We start from the raw sequence: 23,753 nt of genomic DNA, 5'->3' as shown, positions 1-23,753 counted from the left end.
CCTAGACCAAAGTTGGGGATCGGACCGGATGGCGGATGTGCTACGTCGCGTGAAGTTAGCGAAGACGGATGGAATCGATTATAATGAAACATGGAGAAAGGATGGACCCGATGAAAGCTGCGCTGATCCTTATCATTGCAGCGGCCGCCGCTGCAGCCGCCTATTTTGCCGTGACGCGAATGAACCGGTCGAAACCCGTCCGGGGGAGCAACGTCATTGCGCTGGATGCCCATCGGAAAGCACGAAGCAAGTCAGGCGGGGAGCAGGTATGTTCCCACTGCCATGCCAAGGGCAAGCTGATTTTTTATGCGCAGGACAATGGTTCTGTTGTAGGGCTGTGCAAGAACTGCCGCTCCAAGGCTGACGAGCGGGACATGATGCCGCTATAACTAGCAGAGGACTGCCGGAATCTTTGATAACTGAATCTCTGGAATCAAGCATAAATCTGTTGAAATGCAGTCTGAGATATGGTACTATTATTTTTGTTGTGTGGAATACGGTGGTCCGCTGCGGATGATGAAGGAGAACGAGATTCTCCGGAAGAGGCATGAACACCTGTACGGAAGGAGGAAGTCCTTAATGAATATCCTGCAAGAGATTACGAAAGAACAGCTCCGCTCGGATATCCCTAGTTTTCGTCCTGGCGACACATTGAAAGTGCACGTTAAGGTCGTCGAGGGTAACCGGGAACGGATCCAGTTGTTCGAAGGCGTTGTAATCAAGCGCCGTGGAGGCGGAATTAGCGAGACCTTTACGGTCCGCAAAATTTCTTACGGTGTTGGTGTGGAAAGAACATTCCCAATCAACTCGCCGAAGCTTGAGAAGATCGAAGTTACCCGTCGTGGTAAAGTTCGTCGCGCCAAGCTGTACTACCTGCGTGAACTGCGCGGTAAAGCAGCAAGAATTAAAGAAATCCGCCGTTAATTTCCGGCAAAGCAGAGAGGGCTTGATTTCAAGCCCTTTTCGTTTTATTTAGATACATGCACCGGTCTCGCGCGAGAATGGACAAGATTGCAGCGGATTACAGGAACCGGCCAGGATTGCCGTGACATGCGAATAGGTATCACGGGGCAGACAGCTTCTCCGAAAAGCTTCCTGAGGCATGATGGGCGAGGAGCTTTTGCGGCGGAGTTTTTTTGTGGGCATTTATACAACCGGGCAGCTTCGCAGTGTGGCTGGCGGGATTAACAAATAACACATACTTAATCAGAATCGAACAGTGGCAACACGCCCTATCCGCCGCAGGGACATCTGAGCGTAATCTATACTTGCGGATTCAGCGGAGGACTGCGTGCCGTTTTTAATCAGGCAGTAATAAAAACAAACCATGCAGACAAGCATAAGGAAGGACGGTGAACCTATGCAGCAGGATTTGCAGCAGGGGCAAGGAGATACGGAAGAACGGAACGAGCAGCCGGTGAAAAAACCGAAAAATGAAGTGCTGGAATGGATCAAAGCCATTGTGATCGCGCTGGTGCTCGTCATCTTGATTCGTTGGCTGCTGTTCAAGCCGTTTATTGTGGACGGACCTTCGATGCAGCCGAATTTCCATACCGGTGAGCGTCTGATCGTCAATGAAATTCTGTATGACATCCGCGCGCCGAAGCGGGGCGAGATTATCGTCTTCCATGTGCCGGCGGAAGGCCGGGATTTCATTAAACGGGTCATCGGTGTAGCCGGCGATAAGGTGGAGGTAAAAGGCGATACGGTAACCGTTAACGGTGAAGTGATCGAAGAACCTTATCTGAAGGAAGCGATGGACAGCGCGCACAGCCAAAACCGGCTGTGGAACAACAAGGATTTTCCGAATGAAGAGGTAGCTGAATCCACCGTGCCGGAAGGGCATGTCTTTGTCATGGGGGATAACCGTTCGGACAGCAAGGACAGCCGGATGATTGGCTTTGTTCCGCTCGGCGATATCGTAGGGCGTGCCGATTTGATTTTCTGGCCGATTCAGGATATCGAACTGATCAAGCATTAATAAGGAAAGCCGGACGGCCGGCAAAAGGTTTAACAGCCAGGGAAGCAGGCCGTCCGGCGGGGAGGTTCGTAGATGACCATTCAATGGTTTCCGGGACATATGACCAAAGCCAGGCGGCAGATTGAAGAGAAGCTGAAGCTGATTGACGTGGCGATTGAGCTGCTCGACGCGCGGCTTCCGATATCCAGCCGCAATCCGATGATTGATGATATATTGAAGGACAAACCGCGGCTCATTATCCTCAATAAATCGGATTTGGCTGACCCTGCGGCAAATGCCCGCTGGATGGAGTATTTTAAAGCAGAGGGGCATGCCGTCCTGCTGGTGGATGCTTCGACCGGCACAGGGGTCAAAGATATTCCCGAACGCGTAAAACAGCTGCTTAAGGAAAAGATTGACCGGCAGCTGGCTAAAGGAATGAACCCTAGAGCAATGCGCGCATTGATTGTGGGGATCCCGAATGTGGGCAAATCGACGCTGATTAACCGGATGGCCGGACGCAGTATCGCGGCAACAGGCGACCGTCCGGGCGTCACCAAGGGACAGCAGTGGATTAAAACCGGGGGCGATCTGGAGCTGCTGGATACACCGGGTATTCTTTGGCCCAAGTTTGAAGACCAGGACGTCGGTTACCGGCTGGCCATTACCGGAGCGATCCGCGAAGAGATTTTAAATGTGGAGGATATCGCGTTTTATGCGGTAAAATATCTGCTGCGGGATTACGGGTCAAGGTTCCAGGAGCGTTTTGGCATCAGCGAGCTCCCGGAGGATATGGACAACCCCAACGAAATTGTTGCCGTGATGGAAGCAGTGGGCCGGAAACGGGGCTGCCTGATTTCAGGCGGACGGGTCGATTTGGAAAAAGCTTCGCGTACGCTGCTGCATGAGCTGCGGGCGGGCAAGCTGGGTCGGTTTACATTGGAGACCCCTGAATAAATGGATACGACGAGACAGTCCGCCATGGGCTGTCTTTTTTGATGCAAAGGAATGGGCTATATAGTCTGAACTATTGAAGACAGGAAAGAGGAGATGTCACGGAGGGAATTTGGAGATGGAGGTGCGGCTGCGTGAACCGAATTTTCGGAGCTCTAGGTTATATCCAGACTGAACTGTAGGAAAAACAGGATGGCGGGGAAGGCATGGAGGGAATTTGAAGCTGCGAGTGGCAGCGCAAGCCTTATTTTCGGAGTTCTTCGCTCTATACAGACTGGAACAGTTGACATACAGGATGGCGGGGATGGCACGGTGGCAATTTGAAGCTGCGGAGCGGCAGCGTAAGCCTTATTTTCGGAGTTCTTCGCTCTATGCAGACTGAACTGTTGATATACAGGAAGGCGGGGATGGCACGGGGGCATTTGGAGCTGTGGAGCGGCAGCGCAAGCCTTATTTTCGGAGTTCTTCGCTCTATGCAGACTGAACAGTTGATATACAGGAAGGCGGGGATGGCACGGAGGCATTTGGAGCTGCGGAGCGGCAGCGTAAGCCTTATTTTCGGAGTTCTTCGCTCTATGCAGACTGAACTGTTGATATACAGGAAGGCGGGGATGGCACGGAGGGAATTTGGAGATGGAGGAGCGAACGCGATTGCCTTTATTTTCGGAGTTCTCCCGCTAACTTAAATACCAATCAAGAACTCCGAAAATAACAGCAACCGGAAGTCCCAAATTCGCCGCAGTGACAGTCCCGCCCAACCTGTTTGCCATTCGTTCAGTCTATACTGCGCTCCGTTGAACTCCGAAATAACAGCAACCGGAAGTCCCAAATTCGCCGCAGTGACATCTCGCCCCACCTGTATGTCATTAATTCAGTCTATACTGCGCCCCGTTGAACTCCGAAATAACAGCAACCGGAAGTCCCAAATTCGCCGCAGTGACATCTCGCCCCACCTGTATGTCATTAATTCAGTCTGTACTGAGCACCTTTGAACTCCGAAAATAACAGCGGGCCGAAGTCCCAAATTCGCCGCAGTAACAGTCACGACCCACCTGTCCCTCTCAAGTTCAGTCTATATAGCGTTAAAAATTTATATTTGCCGGGGTAAAGGCGTTGCCGTTTGATGTGGCAGGAGAGTTCGACAGAGCACTTTCATATTTGCGCTATATATATGGAAGGAATACGCTAGTCTTCGAGCCATGGTGAAAGCAAATCCAGGCCCGGCTGGCAGGAAGGTCTACTTATTTTATACATAAGTTAAAAGATTGATGACCCTGCGCGGCCCATGTGATAAGCTGGGAATACCATTTTAGAAACAAAAGATGCGGTGGGGATGGACATGGAAGAGATGAAGCAGGTGGAAGCAATGAACGAAATGGAAGATCTCGCAGCGGGCGGAGTAATCAGCAGAGATCAGGACAGCCAAGCTGCTAAAGCGGGCAAAAAAAATAAAGAAATCCAAGAATATAAAGATATGCTGGCTTATGAAAAAGACGTGTGGAGCCGGTCATACCGGCACATTGCCGGCGTGGATGAAGTGGGCCGGGGCTGTCTGTTTGGCGATGTAATTGCCGCCGCTGTCGTGCTGCCTGAAGGGCTCGTTATCGAAGGAGTGGACGATTCAAAAAAGCTGACGGCCAAAAAACGAGAAACGCTTTACGAGCTGATTATGGAATCAGCTGTCGCGGTAAGCGTGGGCCGGGTTGCGCCGGACCGGATTGACGAAATCAACATCAAACAGGCATCAAGGCTGGCGATGAAGCTTGCCGTAGAGGGTTTGGAAATTTTCCCCGATTACATGCTGGTGGATGCCGAAAAAGTGGACGTGGATCTGCCGCAGCAGGCGATTATCAAGGGAGACGGGAATTCTCAGTCCATCGCAGCGGCTTCCATTGTGGCGAAGGTGACGAGGGACCGGCTCTGTGAAGGCGAATGGGCGGAAGCTTATCCCGGCTACGGCATTGAAATACATAAAGGCTACGCCACCAAGCTGCACCGGGAGCGGCTAAGTGAACTGGGACCAACGCCGATGCACCGGCGCAGCTTTTTGGGCAGGATTTTGTCTGAGCAGATGACGTTATTCTGAGTGTACGGGGAACGGTGTGTTTGATAAACAATAAATTCAAAGCTTAGCGGAAAGACCGTCTGGAGTGTACAGAGTGCGGACGATCTGCTTTATCAATGGCGCTTTTTGACCGATAGAGTAATAAAAGAGGAAAGGCCGGAAAACTCAAGCAGGAAAACAAGCTGTCCGCAAGCGCTTTTACAGATGCGGCGCAGCCGGATGATTCCTGGAGTACTGCTGAATGAAAGGATCTCCTCTATAGAGAGAACTAAGGAATAACAGGGGAAATGGGCTGGCACATGAGCGGCTGAAGGCTTATCGAACGTGGCGTGTACCTTTATTTTGGAAATGAAAGGTGTATCATGAAAGACCCTTCAGACACTCCAAAAACACCGCCATCATTTAAATTCGCCGCAGCGGCCGTTCTGCTTAACCTGTGTATCTTAAGTTCAACTGCTATAGAAAGGGACTTTGAAGCCACTCGGCAAACGGCACAGCATGAGAGGAGGCTGGGTTCGCGTGAACATCGGATCGCTGATACGCGGATTGATAGGCGACGTCAAACCGGGGGAACCAAAGGCGCTGGAATTAAAAGAGGGTCAAGTGGTGCGCGGCGTTGTGCTAAACGTCTCGGAGGATGGAAAAGAGGCCACGGTGCAGATTCAAGGGACGCCGGTAAAAGCGGAGCTGGAAACCCCGCTGCAGCCAGGACAATCGCTTGCACTGCGCGTCGGTGCGCCTGGAGAGCATGGTCTCCCGGTTCTGCAGCTGGCCCCGTCCGGCGATGGGGAAATCACCCCGCAAAATATGGGTGAAACGCTGAAACAGCTCGGTTTGACTGATGCCAAGCTTGGACGGGAAATCATAACTGCGCTCCGTTCGGCGGGCCTCCCGCTTACGCCCGAGACGGCCGGCCAGCTGCAGCAGGTCATGAACGCCAAACCAGCCGCCGTGCCGGCGGCGGAGTGGCTGGAAGCGGCGGTGGTGTCGATGAAACGAGGACTGCCGGTAACACTTGAGAGTGTAAAAGGGCTGCAGCAGGCGATGTTTGGGCCGCCGCTGCACCAACTGCTGTCGGCGTTGGAAGAACAGCTGAACGCATGGAGTAATACCGCAGGCGGCAAACCGGCGGCTGGAGCTGGACCCGGCGGCCCGGCGCAGGGCGCAGGAACGGGCCAAACTGGCGGTGCAGCGTTAGGAGCTGGTACAGGCCAAACGGGCGGTTCGGTGCCAGGAGCAGGTGCCGGCCAGGTAGGCGGCGCAGTGCAGGGAGCAGGAGCGGGCCAAGCTGGTAGTGTGGTGCAAGGAGCAGGTGCCGGTCAAGCAGGTGGAGCGGTGCAGGATGCAGGAGCGGGTCAGTCTGGCGGCGCAGTGCAAGGAGCAGGAGCGGGCCAAGCGGGCGGCGCAGTGCAAGGGGCAGGTGCCGGCCAGGTAGGCGGCGCGGTGCATGCCGGAGCAGGTCAGACTGGTGGAGCGGTGCAAGGAGCAGGAGCGGACCAGGTAGGCGGCGCGGTGCAAGGAACTGGTGCAGGTCAGGCTGGCGGAGCAGTGCAAGGAGCAGGGGTGGGCCAAGCTGGTGGTTCGGTGCAAGGAGCAGGAGCGGGCCAAGCTGGCGGTGCGGTGCAAGGAGCAGGTGCTGGCCAGGTAGGCGGCGCAGTGCAGGGTGCAGGAGCGGGTCAGTCTGGCGGAACAGTGCAGGGTGCAGGAGCAGGTGCCGGTCAGGCTTGCGTTGCGTTGCAAGGAGCAGGTGCGGGTCAGGTAGACGGCGCGGTGCAAGGTGCAAGTGTGGGCCAAGCAGGCGGTGCAGTGCACGGAGCAGGAGCGGGCCAAGCTGGCGGTGCCGTGCCAGGAGCAGGAGCGGGTCAGGTAGGCGGTGCGGTGCAGGATGCAGGAGCGGGTCAGTCTGGCGGAGCAGTGCAAGGAGTAAGTGTGGGCCAAGCTGGCGGTGCGGTGCAAGGTGCAGGTGTGGGCCAAGCAGGTGGTGCAGTGCAAGGAATAGTTGCGGGTCAAGCAGGGGGCGCAATGCAAGGAGCGGGCCACCCCCTGCACGCGAAGCTGCAGGGGGTGCTCACCGAGCTGCGTGCTTCGCTTCCGCAGCTCGCCTCTGTCCCGCCGGGCGAAGCGGCGGGACCCGCGCCCGCCCCCGCGCAGGCAGCGCCGCGCGGGGAGGGCGCCCCGGCCGCAGGGAACGCGGCCGGCGGGGCACCCGCCCCGACCCACGACACGGAGTCGTGGGTCGGGCGGGTGCTGAAGCTGCTCGGTGCGGAGCACGAGCAGCAGGCGGTGCGCGGCGCGGCTGCGGACGCGCCGCGGGGTGCGGCCGGCCCGGAGCTGGCCGGCCGGGCGCTGGCCGCCGAAGGGCAGGCGGCCGAACGCGCGGAGACGCTCAAGGGCGTGCTGCTGCAGCTGCTGGGTGCGGACGATGTCCCCGCGCCGGTTAAAGAAGCGGCAGGACAGCTCGTACAGCATATGACGGGTCAACAGCTGCTGCTGAATACGGACCGGACGGCGCCGTTTGCGCAGGTGACGATGTTCCTTCCGCTTCACGGACAGGACGGGGTGGAGACGGCTTCGCTGCAGATTCAGTCCAGACGGGGCCGCAAAGGCGAGCTTGATGCCGCCAACTGCCGGCTTTGGTTTGATCTGGACATGCGTGCTTTGGGGCAGACGCTGGTCGATGTGCAGGTGGTGGACCGGATTGTAAGCCTCAAGCTGCATAACGATACGCCTTGGGCATTGGAGCTGTTGGAGTCGCACAAAGAAGCGATTTCGGCGTCACTGGAGTCGATTGGCTATCAATTGTCCGGACTGCGGACCGAGCCGCTTCCCGAGCGGTACGGCCAAGGAGATGACCAGACCTTGTCCAAAGCGGAGAACTACGTTCCGGATGCCTACAAAGGAGTGGATTTCCGGATATGACCGAACCGGAGAACGACAAGCCGCTGCCGCTGAAGAGAGCGGTTGCGCTGAAATACATGCCCGAAAAAAGCGAAGCGCCGGTCGTAGTCGCCAAAGGGCACGGAGAAGTGGCGGAGGCTATCCTCAAAAAAGCAAAAGAACACGGCGTCGCGGTCCAGGAGGATGCGGCGCTGGTAGAGGTGCTGTCCAAACTCGATTTGGATCAGCAAATTCCGCCGGAGCTGTACCAGCTGGTTGCCGAAATTCTCAGCTATATCTACCGGAGCGACCAGGATGCTGCCAGCCGGCAGCGTAAGGAGCAGGCGGATGGATAACAGCCGTATTTTTGGGGAGCGGGGATCTGCTGAAGATTCTACGCCAGAGCTGGCGGTAAACCACTGGAACCGGAAACAAATCGGGGCGGCAGCCGAAGAGGCGGCCGTCCGTTATTTGCTGGCAGCGGGTTACACGATTGTGGACCGGAACTGGCGCTGCCGCAGCGGGGAACTGGATATTGTGGCGGAAGACAAGTCTGGACTGGTGGTTGTGGAAGTCCGGAGCCGGACGGCGGAAAGCCGGCGGGGAACGGCGGCGGAATCCATCAGCCCGCGCAAAATCAGCCAGGTGCGGCAAACGGCGGAACGTTATCTTTTTGCCAAAGCTTGGAGCGGACGCGCTGTTTCCTTTGATGTCATTACGGTCAAATACCGTTCGGGGATGGAGACCGCGGAGCTTAGCCATTATAAAAATGCTTTTTAGTGCATTTGCTTCCTTTTCGTGAGCCGGGGACAGCGGAATCCCGCAAAAGCTCACTTCATCGCTTAGGAATCGGCAGAATGAAAGGTGCGATGACAGCGGCAGATCCTGTTATTTGCGTAGAGGTTCCCGTTTCAATTGCTTGAGCTGGGTCACAGCAGGAGGGAATGGGGTATACATAAGTGTAAAAGAAACTACCACGTAGAGGAGGTCGGTCCGGAAATGAATACTCCACCCCACCCGATAGAGGTTAAATTCCACTGCCAGCATTGCGGACAGGCTGTCGAAGTGGTGTTCGGCCAAGAACCGGTATCAGCCGTCAGCTGCCCCAAGTGCAGCCATTTATTTACCGTAATGAAACCGACAATCGCTGAAGAGATTCTTATAGATTGGGAAAACGAAGCGCTGTTCCAGAAGATCCGCGCTGACAAATCCGAGCACAATCACATCAGTATGATGGCCCTGGTGATTCGTGTAATCGAGCTGCTGACCTGGCGGGACAAGGGGAACGGACAGGTTGAGGCGATCAAAGAGATGCGCCGGTGGCTGATGGAGAATGAACCGCTGCCTCCGTTAGCCGAGCTGATCCAGATGGATTCGGGCCGTCCGCATTTTCGGCGGGATCTGGAAAAATAGCACCTGCCGCAGCCTTGGCTCCGCTCAAACAAAGCAGCGTTTACAGGGTTGAGTGTTTTCGTAAATATGCAATTGCTCCTCCTATAGGTATCCCGGCCGCTGCCGTGCAGGGCTTCTTTGCTCTTTTCTTCCGGGTTGGTTTTTGCACCCGATGCTGCTGCTTTAAGTAGCGTTTCACACTGGATGGAGCGGATGGCGTCAGCCCTTGCGCGGCCGATCCGGTGATTGTATCCTTCGGCTCCAGAGAGTTGGGGCCGATGAGCCATAAGGTGCGTTGCGGCGAGGAATGATGAGGATAGGCCATACATAAAAGTTCGTATAGGTAACAAAATGAGAAGTAAGGAGGCGGTGCATGTGGCAGCGGTTTTTGTTACATCTGACCACCATTTTGGCCATCAAGCCATTATTGCTTATGAATCCCGGCCTTTTGCCGATGCGGAGGAAATGAACGAACGGATGATATCCGTATGGAATGAAGTTGTCGGCAAACAGGACCGGGTGTTTCATCTCGGGGATTTTTCGTTTCTGAACATGGAGCGGACCCGGGAAACAGTTGGCAGGCTGAACGGCTACAAAACGCTGATCCTGGGCAACCATGACCGCGACCGCAGCCGGAAATGGTGGCTGGAAGCAGGTTTTGACGAAGTTAGCGAATATCCGATTATTTACCGCGATTTTTTCTTTCTTTCGCATGAACCCATGTATATGAACAAACAGATGCCTTACGTAAATGTGCATGGACACATCCACGGGCAAAAATACGAGGGTATCCAGCATTTTAACGTGTGTGTGGAACACTGGGAGTATAAGCCGCTTGCTTTTGAACAAATTATGGAGCTGCTGCGTGCTCAGGGGGCGTCTGAGTAACAATCTGTTATCCTGTTAGGCTATCGTTTTTTTGCGAAAGCTCCAAAGCACTAAATGACGCAAACCGGCAGCCTGCCTTGTTCCGGCCCGCGCTGATTTCCGTTTCGTGTTTATTATAATTCTCCTGGCAATCCCGCTCTCCTATGCACTCGCACCCCAACCCATGACCGGTTACGGACGGCTGCCGCGATATCGAACCCTACCCGTTTTGAAGTATGCTGTTTTTAAGCAGAACCCCCGAAAATCCTGCCTTCTATGTTTGACATTCTCGCTGCATGCATCCGCTTCTGTATGTACTCCCCTCCTTTTCTGGAGCAACCTGTTTTGGATGGAGCATTTTCTATTCATGAGCATTTTCTTTCCGAACCATGAACTGGAACAGCTTCAGAACACCTCGTAAACGGAACAAGCTGCCCAATTCCTTGCATTAAAAGCAGTGGCTAGCTGTCATTGCTCATCGGCAACCGGGCTCCGGTCCAAATTCCGGTATTGTACGGCTTCCGCGATGTGTGAGGGCAAAATTTGAACGGCTGCCTCCAGGTCCGCGATGGTCCGGGCAATCTTGATAATGCGGTCATGCGCCCGCATGCTGAGCCCAAGATGCTCCAGCGTTCCTTTCAGCAAAGCGGCTGCTTCTTTCCCAAGCGGAGCGTACCGCCGCAGTGCGGCACCGCTCAATTCGCTGTTGCGCCTGATTCCAGTTCCGCGGTAGCGTTCGGTCTGGATGGCCAGCGCGAGCATGACCTGCTTTTTCATCTGTGCGGTTGTGGCGGATGCCTCACGGCCCGCATCTTCTCCCGGCCGCGGCACATCCACCTGCAGATCGATCCGATCCAGGAGAGGACCTGATAATCTGGAACGGTACCTGGCGATGGCGGGGAGCGAGCAGGTACAGCGTTTTTCAGGATGCCTGCTGCCGAGCAGCCCGCAGTAACATGGATTCATCGAACCAGCCAGTAAGAAAAAGGCGGGGAAGGAGCAGGAGGCCCGCGCCCTGCTTATGGTTACGCACCGGTCCTCCAGCGGCTGGCGCAGCACCTCCAGCACATTCCGCGAAAATTCAGGCAGCTCGTCCAGGCAAAGAACGCCGCGGTGTGCCAGGCTGACTTCGCCGGGTTTAGGCATGCTGCCGCCCCCGATGAGTCCCGCGGACGAGATCGTATGATGCGGCGAACGGAATGGGCGGTTCCGCAGCAGCCCGCCTGCGGGATCCTTCAGCAGGCCTGCCGCGCTGTATATTGTGGTAATCTCCAATGCTTCTTCGTCTGTCAAAGGCGGCAAAATACCGGGGAGCCGCTTGATCAGCATCGTTTTGCCTGTACCGGGAGGGCCAATCAGCAGAATGTTATGCATGCCCGCCGCCGCGATCGTCAGCGCCCGCTTAGCCTGATGCTGACCCACAACATCCTGATAATCTTCAGCCAGTTCGCCAGCTGTACCCTCTATTTCCTTCATCGTCACACGGGGCTTATAACGCAAATGTTCCAGTGACGGGACAAGCACTGGCGATTTTCTTACAGCATGTCCATCGTCAGTTGCGGCACTCCCAAGTTGTCCAGGCTCCACAAACGCCGCCGAAGTTGACGCAGCTTCTGAAACCTCATCATGGAGCGCTAGCGGGACATCCGCTAAGGCGGCGGGGACCCCATTTTCACCCGAACCAGCAGCCTCCATCCCGTACAGATCACGAAAAATCCCCCGCATATCCACGTTGACTGCAGGCATATCCAATAAACTGTCCGTTTGACCGGCATCCGCTACGTGACTGCTATCCCGCTCCAGAGACACTGACGGAGTCCCAGGCGGCGCCAGTTCCGACAAATGATTTGCTGCGTAGACAGTCATCCCCTTGATGAGAGCGGCTTCCGCCGCATTTGCAGCTGGCAGTAGAACGGAAGTGTACCCTGCCCGCCGGGCAGAATCAACCATAGGCAGCACACCGGTAACCGGACGCAGGCTGCCGTCGAGCGCAAGCTCTCCGATCAGCAGCATTTGTTCTGCCAACGGCAGAACGAGCTGCCTGCTCGTAATTAAAATACCAAGCGCGATGGCGAGGTCAAAAGCCGAGCCTTCTTTTCGAAGGTCTGCCGGCGCCAGATTGATCGTCACACGCTGCAGAGGGTAACGGTACCCGCAGTTTTTAACCGCAGCCCGCACCCGTTCCACCGCTTCCCGAATCGCCGTGTCCGGCAGGCCGATGATATAGGTGTGAGGCAAACCATTCGATATATCAATTTCCACGCCGATCATGATACCCTCTATGCCGAGCAGACAAGCGCTGTGCAGTTTCCCATACATAACAAAAAACACCTCGTTTTCAGAATACAGGCCGGATTCTATCCAGTGCCTTGTAGTTAGAAAACAGGTGCTTCCCGCTTCTTCCGGTTCGTTGAACATCTGGATATAATAGTAAGTTGGCTGGCGGCTTCTGTCAAGTTTAACTCAGCATGATTGTAAAAAGACAGGCACAATAAGGACGAGGAATTATTCGACAAATTTCGATTAAATAATTTACCAATTCGACAAAATATGATAAACTTAAAGTTAATTTCATCCAGTGTGATGAACCAAAGAAAACAACGTCACTCAAGTCCAGAATTAATCCAGCCTAAGGTATCAGCCGTTTGATTTAGTACATGTGCAGGAGGGTTTATTATGACAGCGTTTACAAACAACAGTGCAAAAAAACGGGAATTCGCAATATTCGACAAAATATCTAAAAAGATTTCATTTGTGCTGTTAGTCGCTATTGTGATTACGCTGTCGGTTACAGGTGTCTTTATTTATACGTATTCAAAGGATTTACTCACGCAGAATATTGAGGAAAACCTCGAAGCCCAAAGCGTGTCCATGGCCAAAGAAATCAACGCATTGTTTAAAGAAAAAGGAACGATTGTTAAACAATTTGCAACTAATCAAGAACTTGTGAATTTTATTAAAACCGCTAATAACCGTGATGCCGTTGCGGGTAACCCGTACAGCAAATCCCTTTATAAGACAATGGATGCCATTCGGGATACGGATCAGCAAGTGGCAATGACTTGGGTTGCCAGCGTGCCCGGAAATTTTTTGGCGGGAAGTAATAATGTGTTGTCCGCTCCGGATTATAATAACCAAGACCGTCCCTGGTTCAAACCCGCTCTTGAGGCCCCTGATGTTTTTTATTCCCAGCCTTATCAGGATCAAATATTTAACAAGGTTATCATGAGCGTGATGACAAAAGTAAAAGACGGAAACGATGTAATTGGGATCGTCGCTTTGGACATCTTTATTGATGCGATGCCTGATATTCTGAAATCCTATAAAATAGGTGAAGATGGCTATAGCTTTTTGCTGGCGGCCGATGGAACCATTATCTATCACCCTGAGCAGGATCTGATTTTGAAGAAAATGCAGGATACCGATGGTGATTTGGCTGCAGTCGCTCAGAAGATGGTTTCTGGAGAAGAAGGGCTGGAACGAATTCATCAAGACGGCCAAGAGCAGTTTATCCACTATTCCTCCATTCCGTCTGCAGGCTGGTCGGTTGCAACTGTACTACCTGTCAAGTCGGCCACTGAAAGCCTTGGCACATTGGGGAAGTTGATGTTTGTTTCGTTTGGAATTTCGCTTGTAATCCTCGTAGCTATTGTATTTATTTTGATCACTTATCTGCTGCGTGACATACCGCGTATTTCTTCTGTGATCAATGAACTGGCACAAGGCAATCTTTCGTTGCGGCTTAAACCTCGCTCTAAGGACGAGCTTGGACAGGTTGCGCACAATATAAATGAAGCTTTGGATAAATTGACCGTTATGATAAGTAATGTACATGAAAATACAGAGCTGCTTGCTGCTGCTTCTGAGCAGCTAATGGCTACCTCTGATGAATCCGTCCGGGCGACAAGTCATATTTCTTCCCTGATAGAGGCCAACGTGGAGGGCGGAAAAACCCAATTGCAAAGTACAGAGCAAACAGCAAAAGCAATGGAAGAAATGGCTGCGGGGATTCAGCGAATTGCCGAAGCGACCTCCTCGGTTTCCGAAACTTCTTTGTCCACTTTCAAGGAAGTGGATAACGGAAATCAGGTGATTGTGCAGGCTATCAAGCAGATGCAATACACCCGGGAATCCGTTGGACAAACAGCGAAGGAATTGACGCATCTTGAAGAGTACTCCAACAAAATCGGTGACATTGTGACGTTAATTAAAGAGATCTCCAACCAAACCCAATTGTTGTCGCTTAACGCTTCGATTGAAGCGGCCAGGGCAGGTGAGCAGGGGCGGGGGTTCGGCGTAGTAGCCAGTGAAGTGAAAAAGCTGGCTGAGGAATCCACCGCTTCCTCGGAGCAAATCTCCAATCTGGTCAAAGACGTGCAGATTATGGTTCAGGCGGCTGTCCAGCGGATGACCAAGGGTGTTATGGATGTGGACCAAGCGGAGAACATTATGAATGAGGCAGGGGCTGTTTTTACGAAAATCATGGAGATGAATGGCTCGGTTTCGAACGAGATTTTTGAAATTTCCACGGCTGCCGAACAAATATCCGCAGGTACGGAGGAGGTTTCTGCTTCGATGTCGGAGGTAGCCTCCATTTGTAAAGAAACCTTTAACAACTCCCAAAGCATTTCCAAATCCGCTGACCATCAATTTAATGCTTTTGGAGAAATTGCGGCCGCATCTGAAAAATTAAGTGAAATGGCCCAGCAGCTATTTGAGTATTCCAAGCAATTCAAAGTAAAATAAAACAAAGCCTTCCTTTACAAAATGGTGATGCAAGGTGGAGTTAATATGAAAAAAGGCAGCTGGTTTACGCTGTTCGCTGCGGGGATATTGGTTGTAGGGTACTTTTCCGTAACAGGTTTGCCTCATAAAAAGGATGAAATTGAACAAGAGGTGAAGACTTATTTAATGACCGAAGGATCTTATCAAGAGACAGACATCCTCGACATTAAAGGCGTGTACAGCCTAAAGTCCACTCACTATGAAGCGATTGTGGTTTACAAGGATGAGCCGCAAGTAAATTATACTTACGAAAAAATGAATGGAAGTTTTAAACTCGTTAGTACCTCCAACCTAAGTGGAAAGCACATGGACGGAACTTTTTATCAATAACTGGTGATCGTATCCCTACAAAAAAGGCAGCGATAATTCTGCTTCTCCGATACAAGTCTGTGCAAAATACTACGGCCATACAAAAAGGCCTCGCAGGAATCATGCTGAAATGATCCTGTGAGGCCTTTTTCGCTCTATAAGCTGCTTACAGTACGTTCAGCTCAACTTCAATATTGCCGCGGGTTGCACGGGAATAAGGGCAGGCTTGGTGTGCGGCTTCGGTCAGGGACAGCGCAGTCTCGCGGTCCACACCCAGCACTTTCACGTTCAGCTTGGCGGCGATGCCAAATCCGCCGTCCTCCACTTTGCCGAAACGAACGGTAGCTGTTACCTCGCTGCCTTCAATTTTAACTTTGCCAAGCCGGGCCACCATGTTCAGTGCGCTGTCAAAGCAGGCGGCATATCCTGCCGCAAATAACTGCTCAGGGTTGGTTCCCGCTCCGCCAGCTCCGCCCATTTCGCGGGGCGTGCTGATTTCGAGATGCAGCTCGGGGCTGGAGGAATCCACATGACCGCTGCGTCCGCCAACCGCGGTAACCGTAGTTTCATACATTTGTTGTTGGATCTTCATCATAAAAACCACTCCCGGTTTGATATGTATTTTACACAATTAAATATAACACAATAAAGTTTGTTGTCAAATTATTTGCAGCATTTATATGCCGGAGCGGATAAATTGTGATAAGATTAGAAACGGAAGGCAGGTGAACAGCCATGAATGATATCAATACTCACCCGGAGCTTTTGCTCGACAACCAGCTCTGTTTCACGATATACGCCTGCTCGCGCGAGATTACAAAGCTGTACCAGCCTTATCTGGACCGGCTTGGCGTAACTTATTCCCAGTACCTGGTGCTGCTGGTGCTGTGGGAGAAAAATCAATGCACCGTGAAGGAACTTGGAGAAGCGCTGTATTTGGACTCCGGTACGCTGACTCCGCTGCTCAAGCGTCTTCAGGCGGCAGGGATCATCCTGCGGGAGAGATCAACCGAAGATGAACGCAAAGTGCTGATTTCGCTGACCGAACAAGGGTTGGCGCTGCAGGAACAAGCGAAAGCCATCCCCGGGATGATGATGGAAGGGACCGGCATGGAAGCTGAAGAATTCCACGCTCTGCTCGGCCAGTTTAAGGATCTCCTGCACCGTGTGCATGAGGCGAACACCGGCGGGATGCGTAAATAGGAAAACTGGCATTTAAACCTTCATAGGCTCCGGCGGATCTGAAGAACTTTTTCGTTCTGAGGGTCCGTTTTGCTTTTCAAGCGGGCGAAAACCGGGTAATGAATGTTGAAGTATGTCTAAAGCCATACATATTGTCAATGAAATCTATATCAGATCGGTATGATATCGTTGCGAAATTGTGTGTAGATTTGGCGAATCTTTTTAAGGTAAGCGTTTTAAAATCGTGTTACAATAATCTGGGTTTCCTTTTTACCTCGGGTACGACTTGTATACCGGTCCGAACCCGACTTGCGGCAATCAATACGGAACGCGGGAGAGCCGATGCATCGGCTCAGCGCTCGCAACACTTAGGAGGCTTCCGGAATGAATATCCACGAGTATCAGGGAAAAGAAGTATTAAGGCAGTACGGCGTGTCCGTACCTAACGGCAAAGTCGCCTATACGGTAGAAGAAGCGGTCGAAGCGGCCCAAGCGCTGGGCAGTCCGGTCACGGTAGTCAAAGCGCAAATTCACGCCGGCGGCCGCGGCAAAGCGGGCGGCGTTAAAGTCGCCAAAAATTTGGACGAAGTGCGCGAATATGCCGGCGAAATCCTGGGCAAGGTGCTGGTGACGCATCAGACCGGTCCGGAAGGCAAAGAAGTCAAGCGGCTCCTGATTGAAGAGGGCTGCCGAATCGCCAAGGAATACTATATCGGACTTGTGGTGGACCGGGGCACCGGCCGCGTGGTCATGATGGCGTCTGAAGAAGGCGGCACGGAGATCGAAGAAGTTGCGGCAACGCATCCGGAGAAAATTTTTAAGGAAGTTATTGATCCGGCCGTAGGGCTGCAGACCTTCCAGGCGCGTAAGCTGGCCTATGCCATCTCCATTCCGCGCGAACTGGTGAACAAAGCTGTGAAGTTCATGCAAGCGCTGTATACGGCTTTTGTGGAAAAAGATTGCTCCATCGCCGAGATCAACCCGCTTGTCGTCACAGAGGACGGCAATGTGATGGCGCTTGACGCCAAACTGAATTTTGATTCCAACGCCCTGTTCCGTCACAAAGACATCCAGGCGCTGCGCGATCTGGACGAAGAGGACGAGAAGGAAATCGAAGCTTCCAAATTTGATCTCAGCTATATCGCACTTGACGGAAATATCGGCTGTATGGTCAACGGCGCGGGCCTGGCCATGGCAACCATGGACATTATCAAATATTACGGCGGCGAACCGGCCAACTTCCTGGATGTGGGCGGCGGTGCTACGACCGAGAAGGTGACGGAGGCGTTTAAGATTATTTTGTCCGATGCCAAAGTCAAAGGGATTTTTGTCAACATCTTCGGCGGCATTATGCGCTGTGACGTCATAGCGAACGGTGTGGTAGAAGCGGCAAGACAGCTGGGCCTGACCAAACCGCTGGTCGTGCGTCTTGAAGGAACGAATGTCGCTCTCGGCAAAGAAATTCTCGCCGGATCGGGCCTGAACATTCAGCCTGCCGACTCGATGGCGGACGGCGCGCGCAAGATCGTATCGCTGGTCCAGTAACGCTGGTTTCGACAATAATTCGCATATGACTATATAGATAGGGATGTGAACCGATCATGAGCATTCTGGTCAATAAAGATACGAAGGTGATCACGCAGGGCATTACGGGAGCAACGGGGATGTTCCACACCAAAGGCGCGCTGGACTACGGCACGCAGATGGTCGGGGGCGTTACCCCGGGCAAGGGCGGTACGCAGGTGGAGATAGAACTGGAGAACGGCGAAAAAGTCAATCTTCCCGTGTTCGATACGGTAGCCGAAGCCAAAGCCGCAACCGGTGCGACGGCCAGTGTCATCTATGTTCCGCCGGCTTTTGCCGCGGACTCCATCATGGAAGCGGTGGATGCCGAGCTAGATCTCGTTATCTGCATTACAGAAGGCATTCCGGTTCTGGACATGGTTAAGGTGTCCCGTTACATGGAAGGCCGCAAGACCCGTCTCATCGGGCCAAACTGTCCTGGCGTCATTACACCGGGCGAGTGCAAAATCGGCATTATGCCGGGTTATATTCATATGCCGGGTTATGTCGGCGTGGTCTCCCGCAGCGGAACGCTCACCTACGAAGCGGTTCATCAGCTGACAACCCGCGGCATCGGCCAGTCGTCTGCGGTGGGCATTGGCGGAGACCCGGTGAAGGGCTCGGAGTTTATCGACATTTTGAAGCTGTTTAACGAAGATCCCGGTACGAAGGCCGTTATTATGATCGGCGAAATCGGCGGTACGGCGGAGGAAGAAGCGGCGGAGTGGATCAAGGAGAATATGACCAAGCCGGTGATCGGCTTTATCGGCGGCGCCACCGCCCCTCCAGGGAAGCGGATGGGCCATGCGGGTGCGATTATCTCCGGCGGTAAAGGTACGGCGAAGGAAAAAATCGCTGTGCTGGAAGCCTGCGGGATCAAAGTCGCTCCGACTCCGGCCGAAATGGGCTCCACGCTGGTCGGCGTTCTGGAAGAGCGCGGAATTTTGACCGCTTGTACCACGCACTGATTTTTTCGTGTATAATCGATTTTAAGGTAAGCAACCTTTTATCCCTTTTGCGGATGAAAGGTTGCTTTTTTTGTTGCCCGATGGCCGGCCAGGGGGCCAGCAGGGCTATTATACGCGGGTGGACCGCAGGGAAGGGATGCTGTGGAATATGAGTGAGGGAATGAATGAACGCGAACGCAAGCTGCTGTTTGGATTAAACGAAACGCCGGGGATCGGCTGGAGGACGATCGACAAGATTTGCCGCCGTCGGCTGCTGTCGTCTTGTGGAGAAGCGCATGGCAGACCGTTTTGGGAGGAATACGGATTTGGACCGGCCGTCTCCGGGGCGCTGGAAAAAGGGCTGAGTCCGGCATGGATCGACAGCCGCCTGGAGGCGCTTGAACGGGCTGGAATCGGTTACATCCTTGCAGGGGATGCGGCTTACCCTCCGCGGCTTGCAGCGGCGCCTGAGCCGCCTTGGGTGCTGTATTTTAAAGGCAGACAGGAGCTGCTGCACTCTCCATCCATCGCAATGGTCGGGACACGGGGCCCCACTTCGTACGGAAAAAAAGCCGCAGAATCGCTCTCCGGCGCTTTGTCCGCTGCCGGGATGACGATAATCAGCGGACTGGCGCGCGGAATCGACAGCGTCTGCCACGAGGCGGCGCTGCGGAATGCGGGAAGCACGATCGCTGTGATGGCAACTTCACTCGACCAGGTTTACCCGCCCGAGAACCGGGAGCTGGCCGGACAAATTGCGAAACAAGGGCTGGTCTTGACCGAATATCCGCTGGGCACGCGGAGTCATCCGGGGCTGTTTCCGCAGCGCAACAGGATTATCGCCGGGCTTGCCCTCGGCACAATTGTAGTGGAGGCGGACCGGCGCAGCGGATCGCTGATTACGGCGGATGCGGCGCTCGAAGCGGACAGGGATGTATTCGCGGTTCCCGGGCCGATTACTTCGCCCAAAAGCAGGGGAGCGAATGACCTGATCCGGCAGGGGGCAAAACTCGTCACTTGTGCGGATGATGTGCTGGAGGAATACCCGTCCTTCCTGCCGCCGGCGCAATTGGGAAAAGCCGCAAACCGGGATTTTCAGACCCCCGCGGAACGTGCGCTTGACGAGTTGGAATTGACAAGTGACGAGTCCCGCCTATACCATATACTGTTGCAGGGGCCGTTTACTTCGGACGAACTGATTGAATGGACCAATTGGGAGTTTGGACTTTTGCATTCAGTTCTGTTATCTTTAATCATAAAAAAAGCGGTGGCACAATTACCCGGTGCTTTATATAAGGTTATATAAATGAATAAAGCAGTTTTTTTACTTGTCGAGAGGAGGACGAACCCGTGGCGGATTCATTGGTTATCGTCGAGTCGCCGGCGAAGGCGAAGACGATTGGGAAATACCTGGGCAGCAAATATATTGTAAAGGCTTCAATGGGACATATCCGCGATCTGCCGAAGAGCCAGATCGGTGTTGAGGTCGAAAACGACTTCAACCCCAAATACATTACGATCCGCGGAAAAGGGTCCGTATTGAAGGAACTGAAGGATGCAAGCAAGAAAGTGAAAAAAGTGTACCTGGCGGCTGACCCGGACCGCGAAGGGGAAGCGATCGCCTGGCATTTGGCGCATGCGCTTGAATTGGACGATACGCAGGATTGCCGCGTCGTCTTTAACGAGATCACGAAGCAGGCGGTTAAGGACGCATTCAAGACACCGCGCAAAATAAACATGGATCTGGTGAACGCGCAGCAGGCAAGGCGTATCCTGGACCGGCTTGTTGGTTACAAGATCAGCCCTCTATTATGGAAGAAAGTGAAGAAGGGGTTGTCCGCCGGGCGGGTACAGTCAGTTGCCGTCAAAATTATTTTGGACCGGGAAAATGAAATCTCCGCATTTGTTCCTGAGGAGTACTGGAGCATTACCGCCAGACTCGGCATCCGGGATTCCGTGTTTGAAGCGAAATTTTACAAAATGAACGGCGAGAAAAAAGAGCTGCAGCGCGAAAGCGATGTGCAGGAAGTGCTTGAAGCGATCAAAGGCAAGCCGTTTGTCGTCGGCGAAGTCAAAGAGAAGGAACGCCAGCGTCATCCTTCCGCGCCGTTTACAACCAGCTCGCTGCAGCAGGAGGCTGCCCGTAAGCTGGGCTTCCGTGCGGCTAAGACGATGTCGGTCGCGCAGCAGCTGTACGAAGGCGTTGAACTGGGCAAAGAGGGCACCGTCGGTTTGATCACCTATATGCGTACGGACTCCACCCGGATTTCCACCACGGCCCAAGACGAGGCAAAAGAACTGATCCTTGGCAAATACGGCGAGAAATTCGTGCCAGAAACGCCAAGACAATACTCCAAAAAGGCTGCCGGCGCACAGGACGCGCACGAAGCGATCCGTCCCACTTCGGCGCTGCGCGAACCCGAAACCGTCAAAGAATTCATGAGCCGGGACCAATTCCGTCTCTATAAGCTGATTTGGGAGCGTTTTGTGGCAAGCCAGATGGCTTCCGCCGTGCTTGATACGTTGTCGGTCGATATTACGGCTGGCACCGTTTTGTTCCGCGCGGTTGGATCCAAGGTGGCGTTTCCAGGCTTTATGAAGGTGTATGTCGAAGGCAACGACGACGGCACAACGGAAGAAGACAAGTATTTGCCGGAACTGAAAGCCGGAGATACGCTGAAGACCGAAGAAATTGAACCAAAGCAGCATTTTACGCAGCCGCCGCCCCGCTACACGGAAGCCAGGCTCGTCAAGACGCTGGAGGAGCTGGGCATAGGCCGCCCAAGTACGTATGCGCCTACGCTGGAGACGATCCAGAAACGCGGGTATGTCGCGATTGAAGAAAAGAAGTTTATGCCTACCGAGCTTGGCGAGCTGGTCATCGAGCAGATGGAGCAGTTTTTTCCCGAAATTCTTGATGTGGAGTTCACTGCCCATATGGAAGGCGATCTGGACCACGTCGAAGAAGGTTCCGAAGACTGGGTGAAGGTGCTCGGCGAATTTTATGAATCCTTCGAGAAGCGGCTGGAAGTCGCTGAAGAAGAAATGAAGGAGATCGAGATCGAAGACGAAGTCTCCGATGAACTGTGCGAAAAATGCGGGAAACCGCTCGTATACAAAATGGGCCGGTTCGGCAAGTTCCTCGCTTGCTCCGGATTTCCGGACTGCCGGAACACGAAGCCGATCGTCAAGGACATCGGCGTGGAATGCCCGAAATGCCATGAGGGCCAGATCGTGGAGCGGCGCAGCAAAAAAGGCCGGGTGTTCTATGGCTGCAACCGGTATCCCGAATGCGATTTTGTGTCATGGGATAAGCCGTCAGCCAAGCCATGCCCGTCTTGCGGCTCCTGGATGATCGAGAAGCGCAACAAGCAGGGCGTAAGACTGCAGTGCACATCCTGCGACCATACCGAAACGGTGGAAGACAACGAAGAAATGGCGGAATAACCGCTGGTATTAGGAGGTATTTTATTTTGACGCAAACAGCAGGGGTTACGGTAATCGGAGCGGGTCTGGCGGGCAGCGAAGCCGCCTGGCAGATCGCTTCGCAAGGCGTACCGGTCACCCTTTATGAAATGCGGCCCGTCGTTAAGACGCCCGCTCACCATACCAATCAATTCGCCGAGCTCGTGTGCAGCAACTCGCTGCGCGCGAACGGTCTCGGCAACGCCGTCGGCGTGCTGAAAGAAGAAATGCGCAGACTCGGCTCACTGGTGCTTCACGCCGCTGACAAGCACGCTGTGCCTGCGGGCGGGGCGCTTGCGGTGGACCGTGACGGATTCTCCGGCGATATTACCGGCACGCTCCGCAATCATCCGCTAATTACGGTTGTAAATGAGGAGCTGCAGCGTATTCCGGAAGAGGGGATCGTTGTCATCGCTACCGGACCGCTGACTTCCCCGTCCTTGTCCTCAGAGATTAAGCAGCTGCTTGGCGAAGAATATTTTTATTTCTATGACGCTGCGGCGCCGATCGTCGAAAAGGATTCGATCGACATGAGCAAGGTTTATCTGGCCTCCCGTTACGATAAGGGAGAGGCAGCGTATCTGAACTGCCCGATGACCGAAGAGGAGTTCGACACGTTTTATGACGCTTTGGTGAACGCAGAAGTGACCGCTCTCAAGGAATTCGAAAAAGAGATTTATTTTGAAGGCTGCATGCCGATCGAGATTATGATGAAGCGCGGCAAGCAGACCGCATTGTTTGGACCGATGAAGCCCGTTGGTCTTGTGAACCCGCATACGGGCAAACTGCCGTTTGCGGTCGTCCAGCTGCGCCAGGACAATGCCGCAGGCACGCTGTACAATCTGGTAGGGTTCCAGACCCATTTGAAGTGGGGTGAACAGAAACGTGTGTTCTCGCTCATACCGGGACTTGAGAACGCGGAGTATGTCCGCTATGGCGTAATGCACCGCAATACATTTATCAATTCACCGAAGCTGCTGCATCCGACCTACCAGCTGAAAGGGCAGGAACGGCTCTTCTTTGCCGGTCAGATGACGGGAGTGGAGGGTTATGTGGAATCGGCGGCCTCGGGCCTTATCGCCGGTCTCAACGCCGCACGAGCCGCCACAGGGGCAGCTGGACTGGTGTTCCCGGCAGAGACGGTACTTGGCAGCATGCCGGCTTATATTACCAGCGCGGATCCGGAACATTTTCAGCCGATGAATGCCAACTTCGGCCTGCTGCCGAAGCCGGAGCAGCGCATCCGCAACAAAAAAGAAAAAAATGAGTGGCTGGCGAACCAGGCGCTGAAGAAGCTGGCCGAGTTTGCCGAGTCCAGCGGACTTTCGCATATAACGCCGGAGGAGGCGCCGGTCCAGGGATAATCCCCTGGTTCGGCCTTTCTTCA

The 23,753-nt window shown here is 53.8% G+C and carries 21 protein-coding genes; 19 read left to right on the top strand and 2 right to left on the bottom strand.

Annotated features, from left to right (window positions below):
* Positions 1 to 101: 101 nt before the first annotated feature.
* The 11 genes from ACE6ED_RS00955 (at position 102) to ACE6ED_RS00905 (ending at position 10,136) form a co-directional block, all read left to right on the top strand.
* A complete protein-coding gene (locus ACE6ED_RS00955; protein WP_410825074.1) occupies positions 102 to 389 on the top strand; it encodes a hypothetical protein in 288 nt (95 codons plus the stop codon).
* Positions 390 to 579: 190 nt separating this feature from the next.
* Positions 580 to 924, top strand: a complete 345-nt coding sequence (gene rplS / locus ACE6ED_RS00950; protein ID WP_410825073.1) for a 50S ribosomal protein L19 — start codon at positions 580 to 582, stop codon at positions 922 to 924.
* Between the two features lie 436 nt (positions 925 to 1,360).
* A complete protein-coding gene (gene lepB / locus ACE6ED_RS00945; RefSeq protein ID WP_410825072.1) occupies positions 1,361 to 1,981 on the top strand; it encodes a signal peptidase I in 621 nt (206 codons plus the stop codon).
* A 72-nt stretch (positions 1,982 to 2,053) separates the two neighbouring features.
* Positions 2,054 to 2,917 (top strand): ribosome biogenesis GTPase YlqF, encoded by an 864-nt coding sequence (ylqF, locus tag ACE6ED_RS00940; RefSeq protein WP_410825071.1) that lies wholly within the window; start codon positions 2,054 to 2,056, stop codon positions 2,915 to 2,917.
* A 368-nt stretch (positions 2,918 to 3,285) separates the two neighbouring features.
* Positions 3,286 to 3,600, top strand: coding sequence for a hypothetical protein (locus tag ACE6ED_RS00935; RefSeq protein ID WP_410825070.1), 315 nt, complete (start codon positions 3,286 to 3,288; stop codon positions 3,598 to 3,600).
* 647 nt (positions 3,601 to 4,247) lie between these two features.
* A complete protein-coding gene (locus ACE6ED_RS00930) occupies positions 4,248 to 5,000 on the top strand; it encodes a ribonuclease HII (RefSeq protein ID WP_410825069.1) in 753 nt (250 codons plus the stop codon).
* Positions 5,001 to 5,498: 498 nt separating this feature from the next.
* The gene (locus ACE6ED_RS00925) at positions 5,499 to 7,898 is read left to right on the top strand and encodes a DNA ligase (protein WP_410825068.1); all 2,400 of its coding nucleotides are present in this window, start codon (positions 5,499 to 5,501) and stop codon (positions 7,896 to 7,898) included.
* Positions 7,895 to 8,212: an EscU/YscU/HrcU family type III secretion system export apparatus switch protein gene (locus ACE6ED_RS00920; protein ID WP_410825067.1), complete on the top strand. Its 318-nt coding sequence runs from the start codon at positions 7,895 to 7,897 to the stop codon at positions 8,210 to 8,212. Before ACE6ED_RS00925 ends, ACE6ED_RS00920 begins: the two co-directional genes overlap by 4 nt.
* The gene (locus ACE6ED_RS00915; RefSeq protein WP_410825066.1) at positions 8,205 to 8,636 is read left to right on the top strand and encodes a YraN family protein; all 432 of its coding nucleotides are present in this window, start codon (positions 8,205 to 8,207) and stop codon (positions 8,634 to 8,636) included. Before ACE6ED_RS00920 ends, ACE6ED_RS00915 begins: the two co-directional genes overlap by 8 nt.
* Positions 8,637 to 8,855: 219 nt before the next feature.
* Positions 8,856 to 9,269, top strand: coding sequence for a hypothetical protein (locus ACE6ED_RS00910; protein ID WP_410825065.1), 414 nt, complete (start codon positions 8,856 to 8,858; stop codon positions 9,267 to 9,269).
* A gap of 354 nt (positions 9,270 to 9,623) precedes the next feature.
* Positions 9,624 to 10,136, top strand: a complete 513-nt coding sequence (locus tag ACE6ED_RS00905) for a phosphoesterase (protein WP_410825064.1) — start codon at positions 9,624 to 9,626, stop codon at positions 10,134 to 10,136.
* Positions 10,137 to 10,583: 447 nt separating this feature from the next.
* On the opposite strand, the gene ACE6ED_RS00900 is transcribed toward ACE6ED_RS00905, so the two are convergent.
* Positions 10,584 to 12,434, bottom strand: coding sequence for a YifB family Mg chelatase-like AAA ATPase (locus tag ACE6ED_RS00900; RefSeq protein ID WP_410825063.1), 1,851 nt, complete (start codon positions 12,432 to 12,434; stop codon positions 10,584 to 10,586).
* Between the two features lie 357 nt (positions 12,435 to 12,791).
* Here ACE6ED_RS00900 and ACE6ED_RS00895 point away from each other — a divergent pair, with 357 nt between their 5' ends.
* On the top strand, positions 12,792 to 14,861 hold the full coding sequence (locus tag ACE6ED_RS00895) for a methyl-accepting chemotaxis protein (RefSeq protein ID WP_410825062.1): 2,070 nt from the start codon (positions 12,792 to 12,794) through the stop codon (positions 14,859 to 14,861).
* Between the two features lie 45 nt (positions 14,862 to 14,906).
* Positions 14,907 to 15,230: a DUF3139 domain-containing protein gene (locus tag ACE6ED_RS00890; protein WP_410825061.1), complete on the top strand. Its 324-nt coding sequence runs from the start codon at positions 14,907 to 14,909 to the stop codon at positions 15,228 to 15,230.
* Between the two features lie 145 nt (positions 15,231 to 15,375).
* Here the strand turns inward: ACE6ED_RS00890 and ACE6ED_RS00885 are convergent, their stop codons facing one another.
* Positions 15,376 to 15,804, bottom strand: coding sequence for an organic hydroperoxide resistance protein (locus ACE6ED_RS00885; RefSeq protein WP_410825060.1), 429 nt, complete (start codon positions 15,802 to 15,804; stop codon positions 15,376 to 15,378).
* A gap of 140 nt (positions 15,805 to 15,944) precedes the next feature.
* Between ACE6ED_RS00885 and ACE6ED_RS00880 the strand changes: the two genes are divergently transcribed.
* The 6 genes from ACE6ED_RS00880 (at position 15,945) to trmFO (ending at position 23,730) form a co-directional block, all read left to right on the top strand.
* The gene (locus ACE6ED_RS00880; RefSeq protein ID WP_410825059.1) at positions 15,945 to 16,412 is read left to right on the top strand and encodes a MarR family winged helix-turn-helix transcriptional regulator; all 468 of its coding nucleotides are present in this window, start codon (positions 15,945 to 15,947) and stop codon (positions 16,410 to 16,412) included.
* A 363-nt stretch (positions 16,413 to 16,775) separates the two neighbouring features.
* Positions 16,776 to 17,936 (top strand): ADP-forming succinate--CoA ligase subunit beta, encoded by a 1,161-nt coding sequence (sucC, locus tag ACE6ED_RS00875; protein ID WP_410825058.1) that lies wholly within the window; start codon positions 16,776 to 16,778, stop codon positions 17,934 to 17,936.
* A 56-nt stretch (positions 17,937 to 17,992) separates the two neighbouring features.
* On the top strand, positions 17,993 to 18,922 hold the full coding sequence (gene sucD, locus ACE6ED_RS00870) for a succinate--CoA ligase subunit alpha (protein ID WP_410825057.1): 930 nt from the start codon (positions 17,993 to 17,995) through the stop codon (positions 18,920 to 18,922).
* 148 nt (positions 18,923 to 19,070) lie between these two features.
* Positions 19,071 to 20,207 (top strand): DNA-processing protein DprA, encoded by a 1,137-nt coding sequence (gene dprA, locus ACE6ED_RS00865; RefSeq protein WP_410825056.1) that lies wholly within the window; start codon positions 19,071 to 19,073, stop codon positions 20,205 to 20,207.
* 44 nt (positions 20,208 to 20,251) lie between these two features.
* On the top strand, positions 20,252 to 22,348 hold the full coding sequence (gene topA, locus ACE6ED_RS00860) for a type I DNA topoisomerase (RefSeq protein ID WP_410825055.1): 2,097 nt from the start codon (positions 20,252 to 20,254) through the stop codon (positions 22,346 to 22,348).
* A gap of 26 nt (positions 22,349 to 22,374) precedes the next feature.
* Complete coding sequence (trmFO, locus tag ACE6ED_RS00855) at positions 22,375 to 23,730, top strand: FADH(2)-oxidizing methylenetetrahydrofolate--tRNA-(uracil(54)-C(5))-methyltransferase TrmFO (protein ID WP_410825054.1); 1,356 nt, start codon at positions 22,375 to 22,377, stop codon at positions 23,728 to 23,730.
* The last annotated feature ends 23 nt before the right edge of the window (positions 23,731 to 23,753 follow it).

Origin of the sequence: Paenibacillus nanchangensis, from assembly GCF_046543445.1 — a bacterium.
In the GTDB taxonomy this organism is placed as follows: Bacteria; Bacillota; Bacilli; order Paenibacillales; family Paenibacillaceae; genus Paenibacillus_AQ; species Paenibacillus_AQ nanchangensis.
The sequence above is the reverse complement of the archived record's forward strand: the minus strand, read 5'-3'. Positions and strand labels throughout refer to the sequence as shown.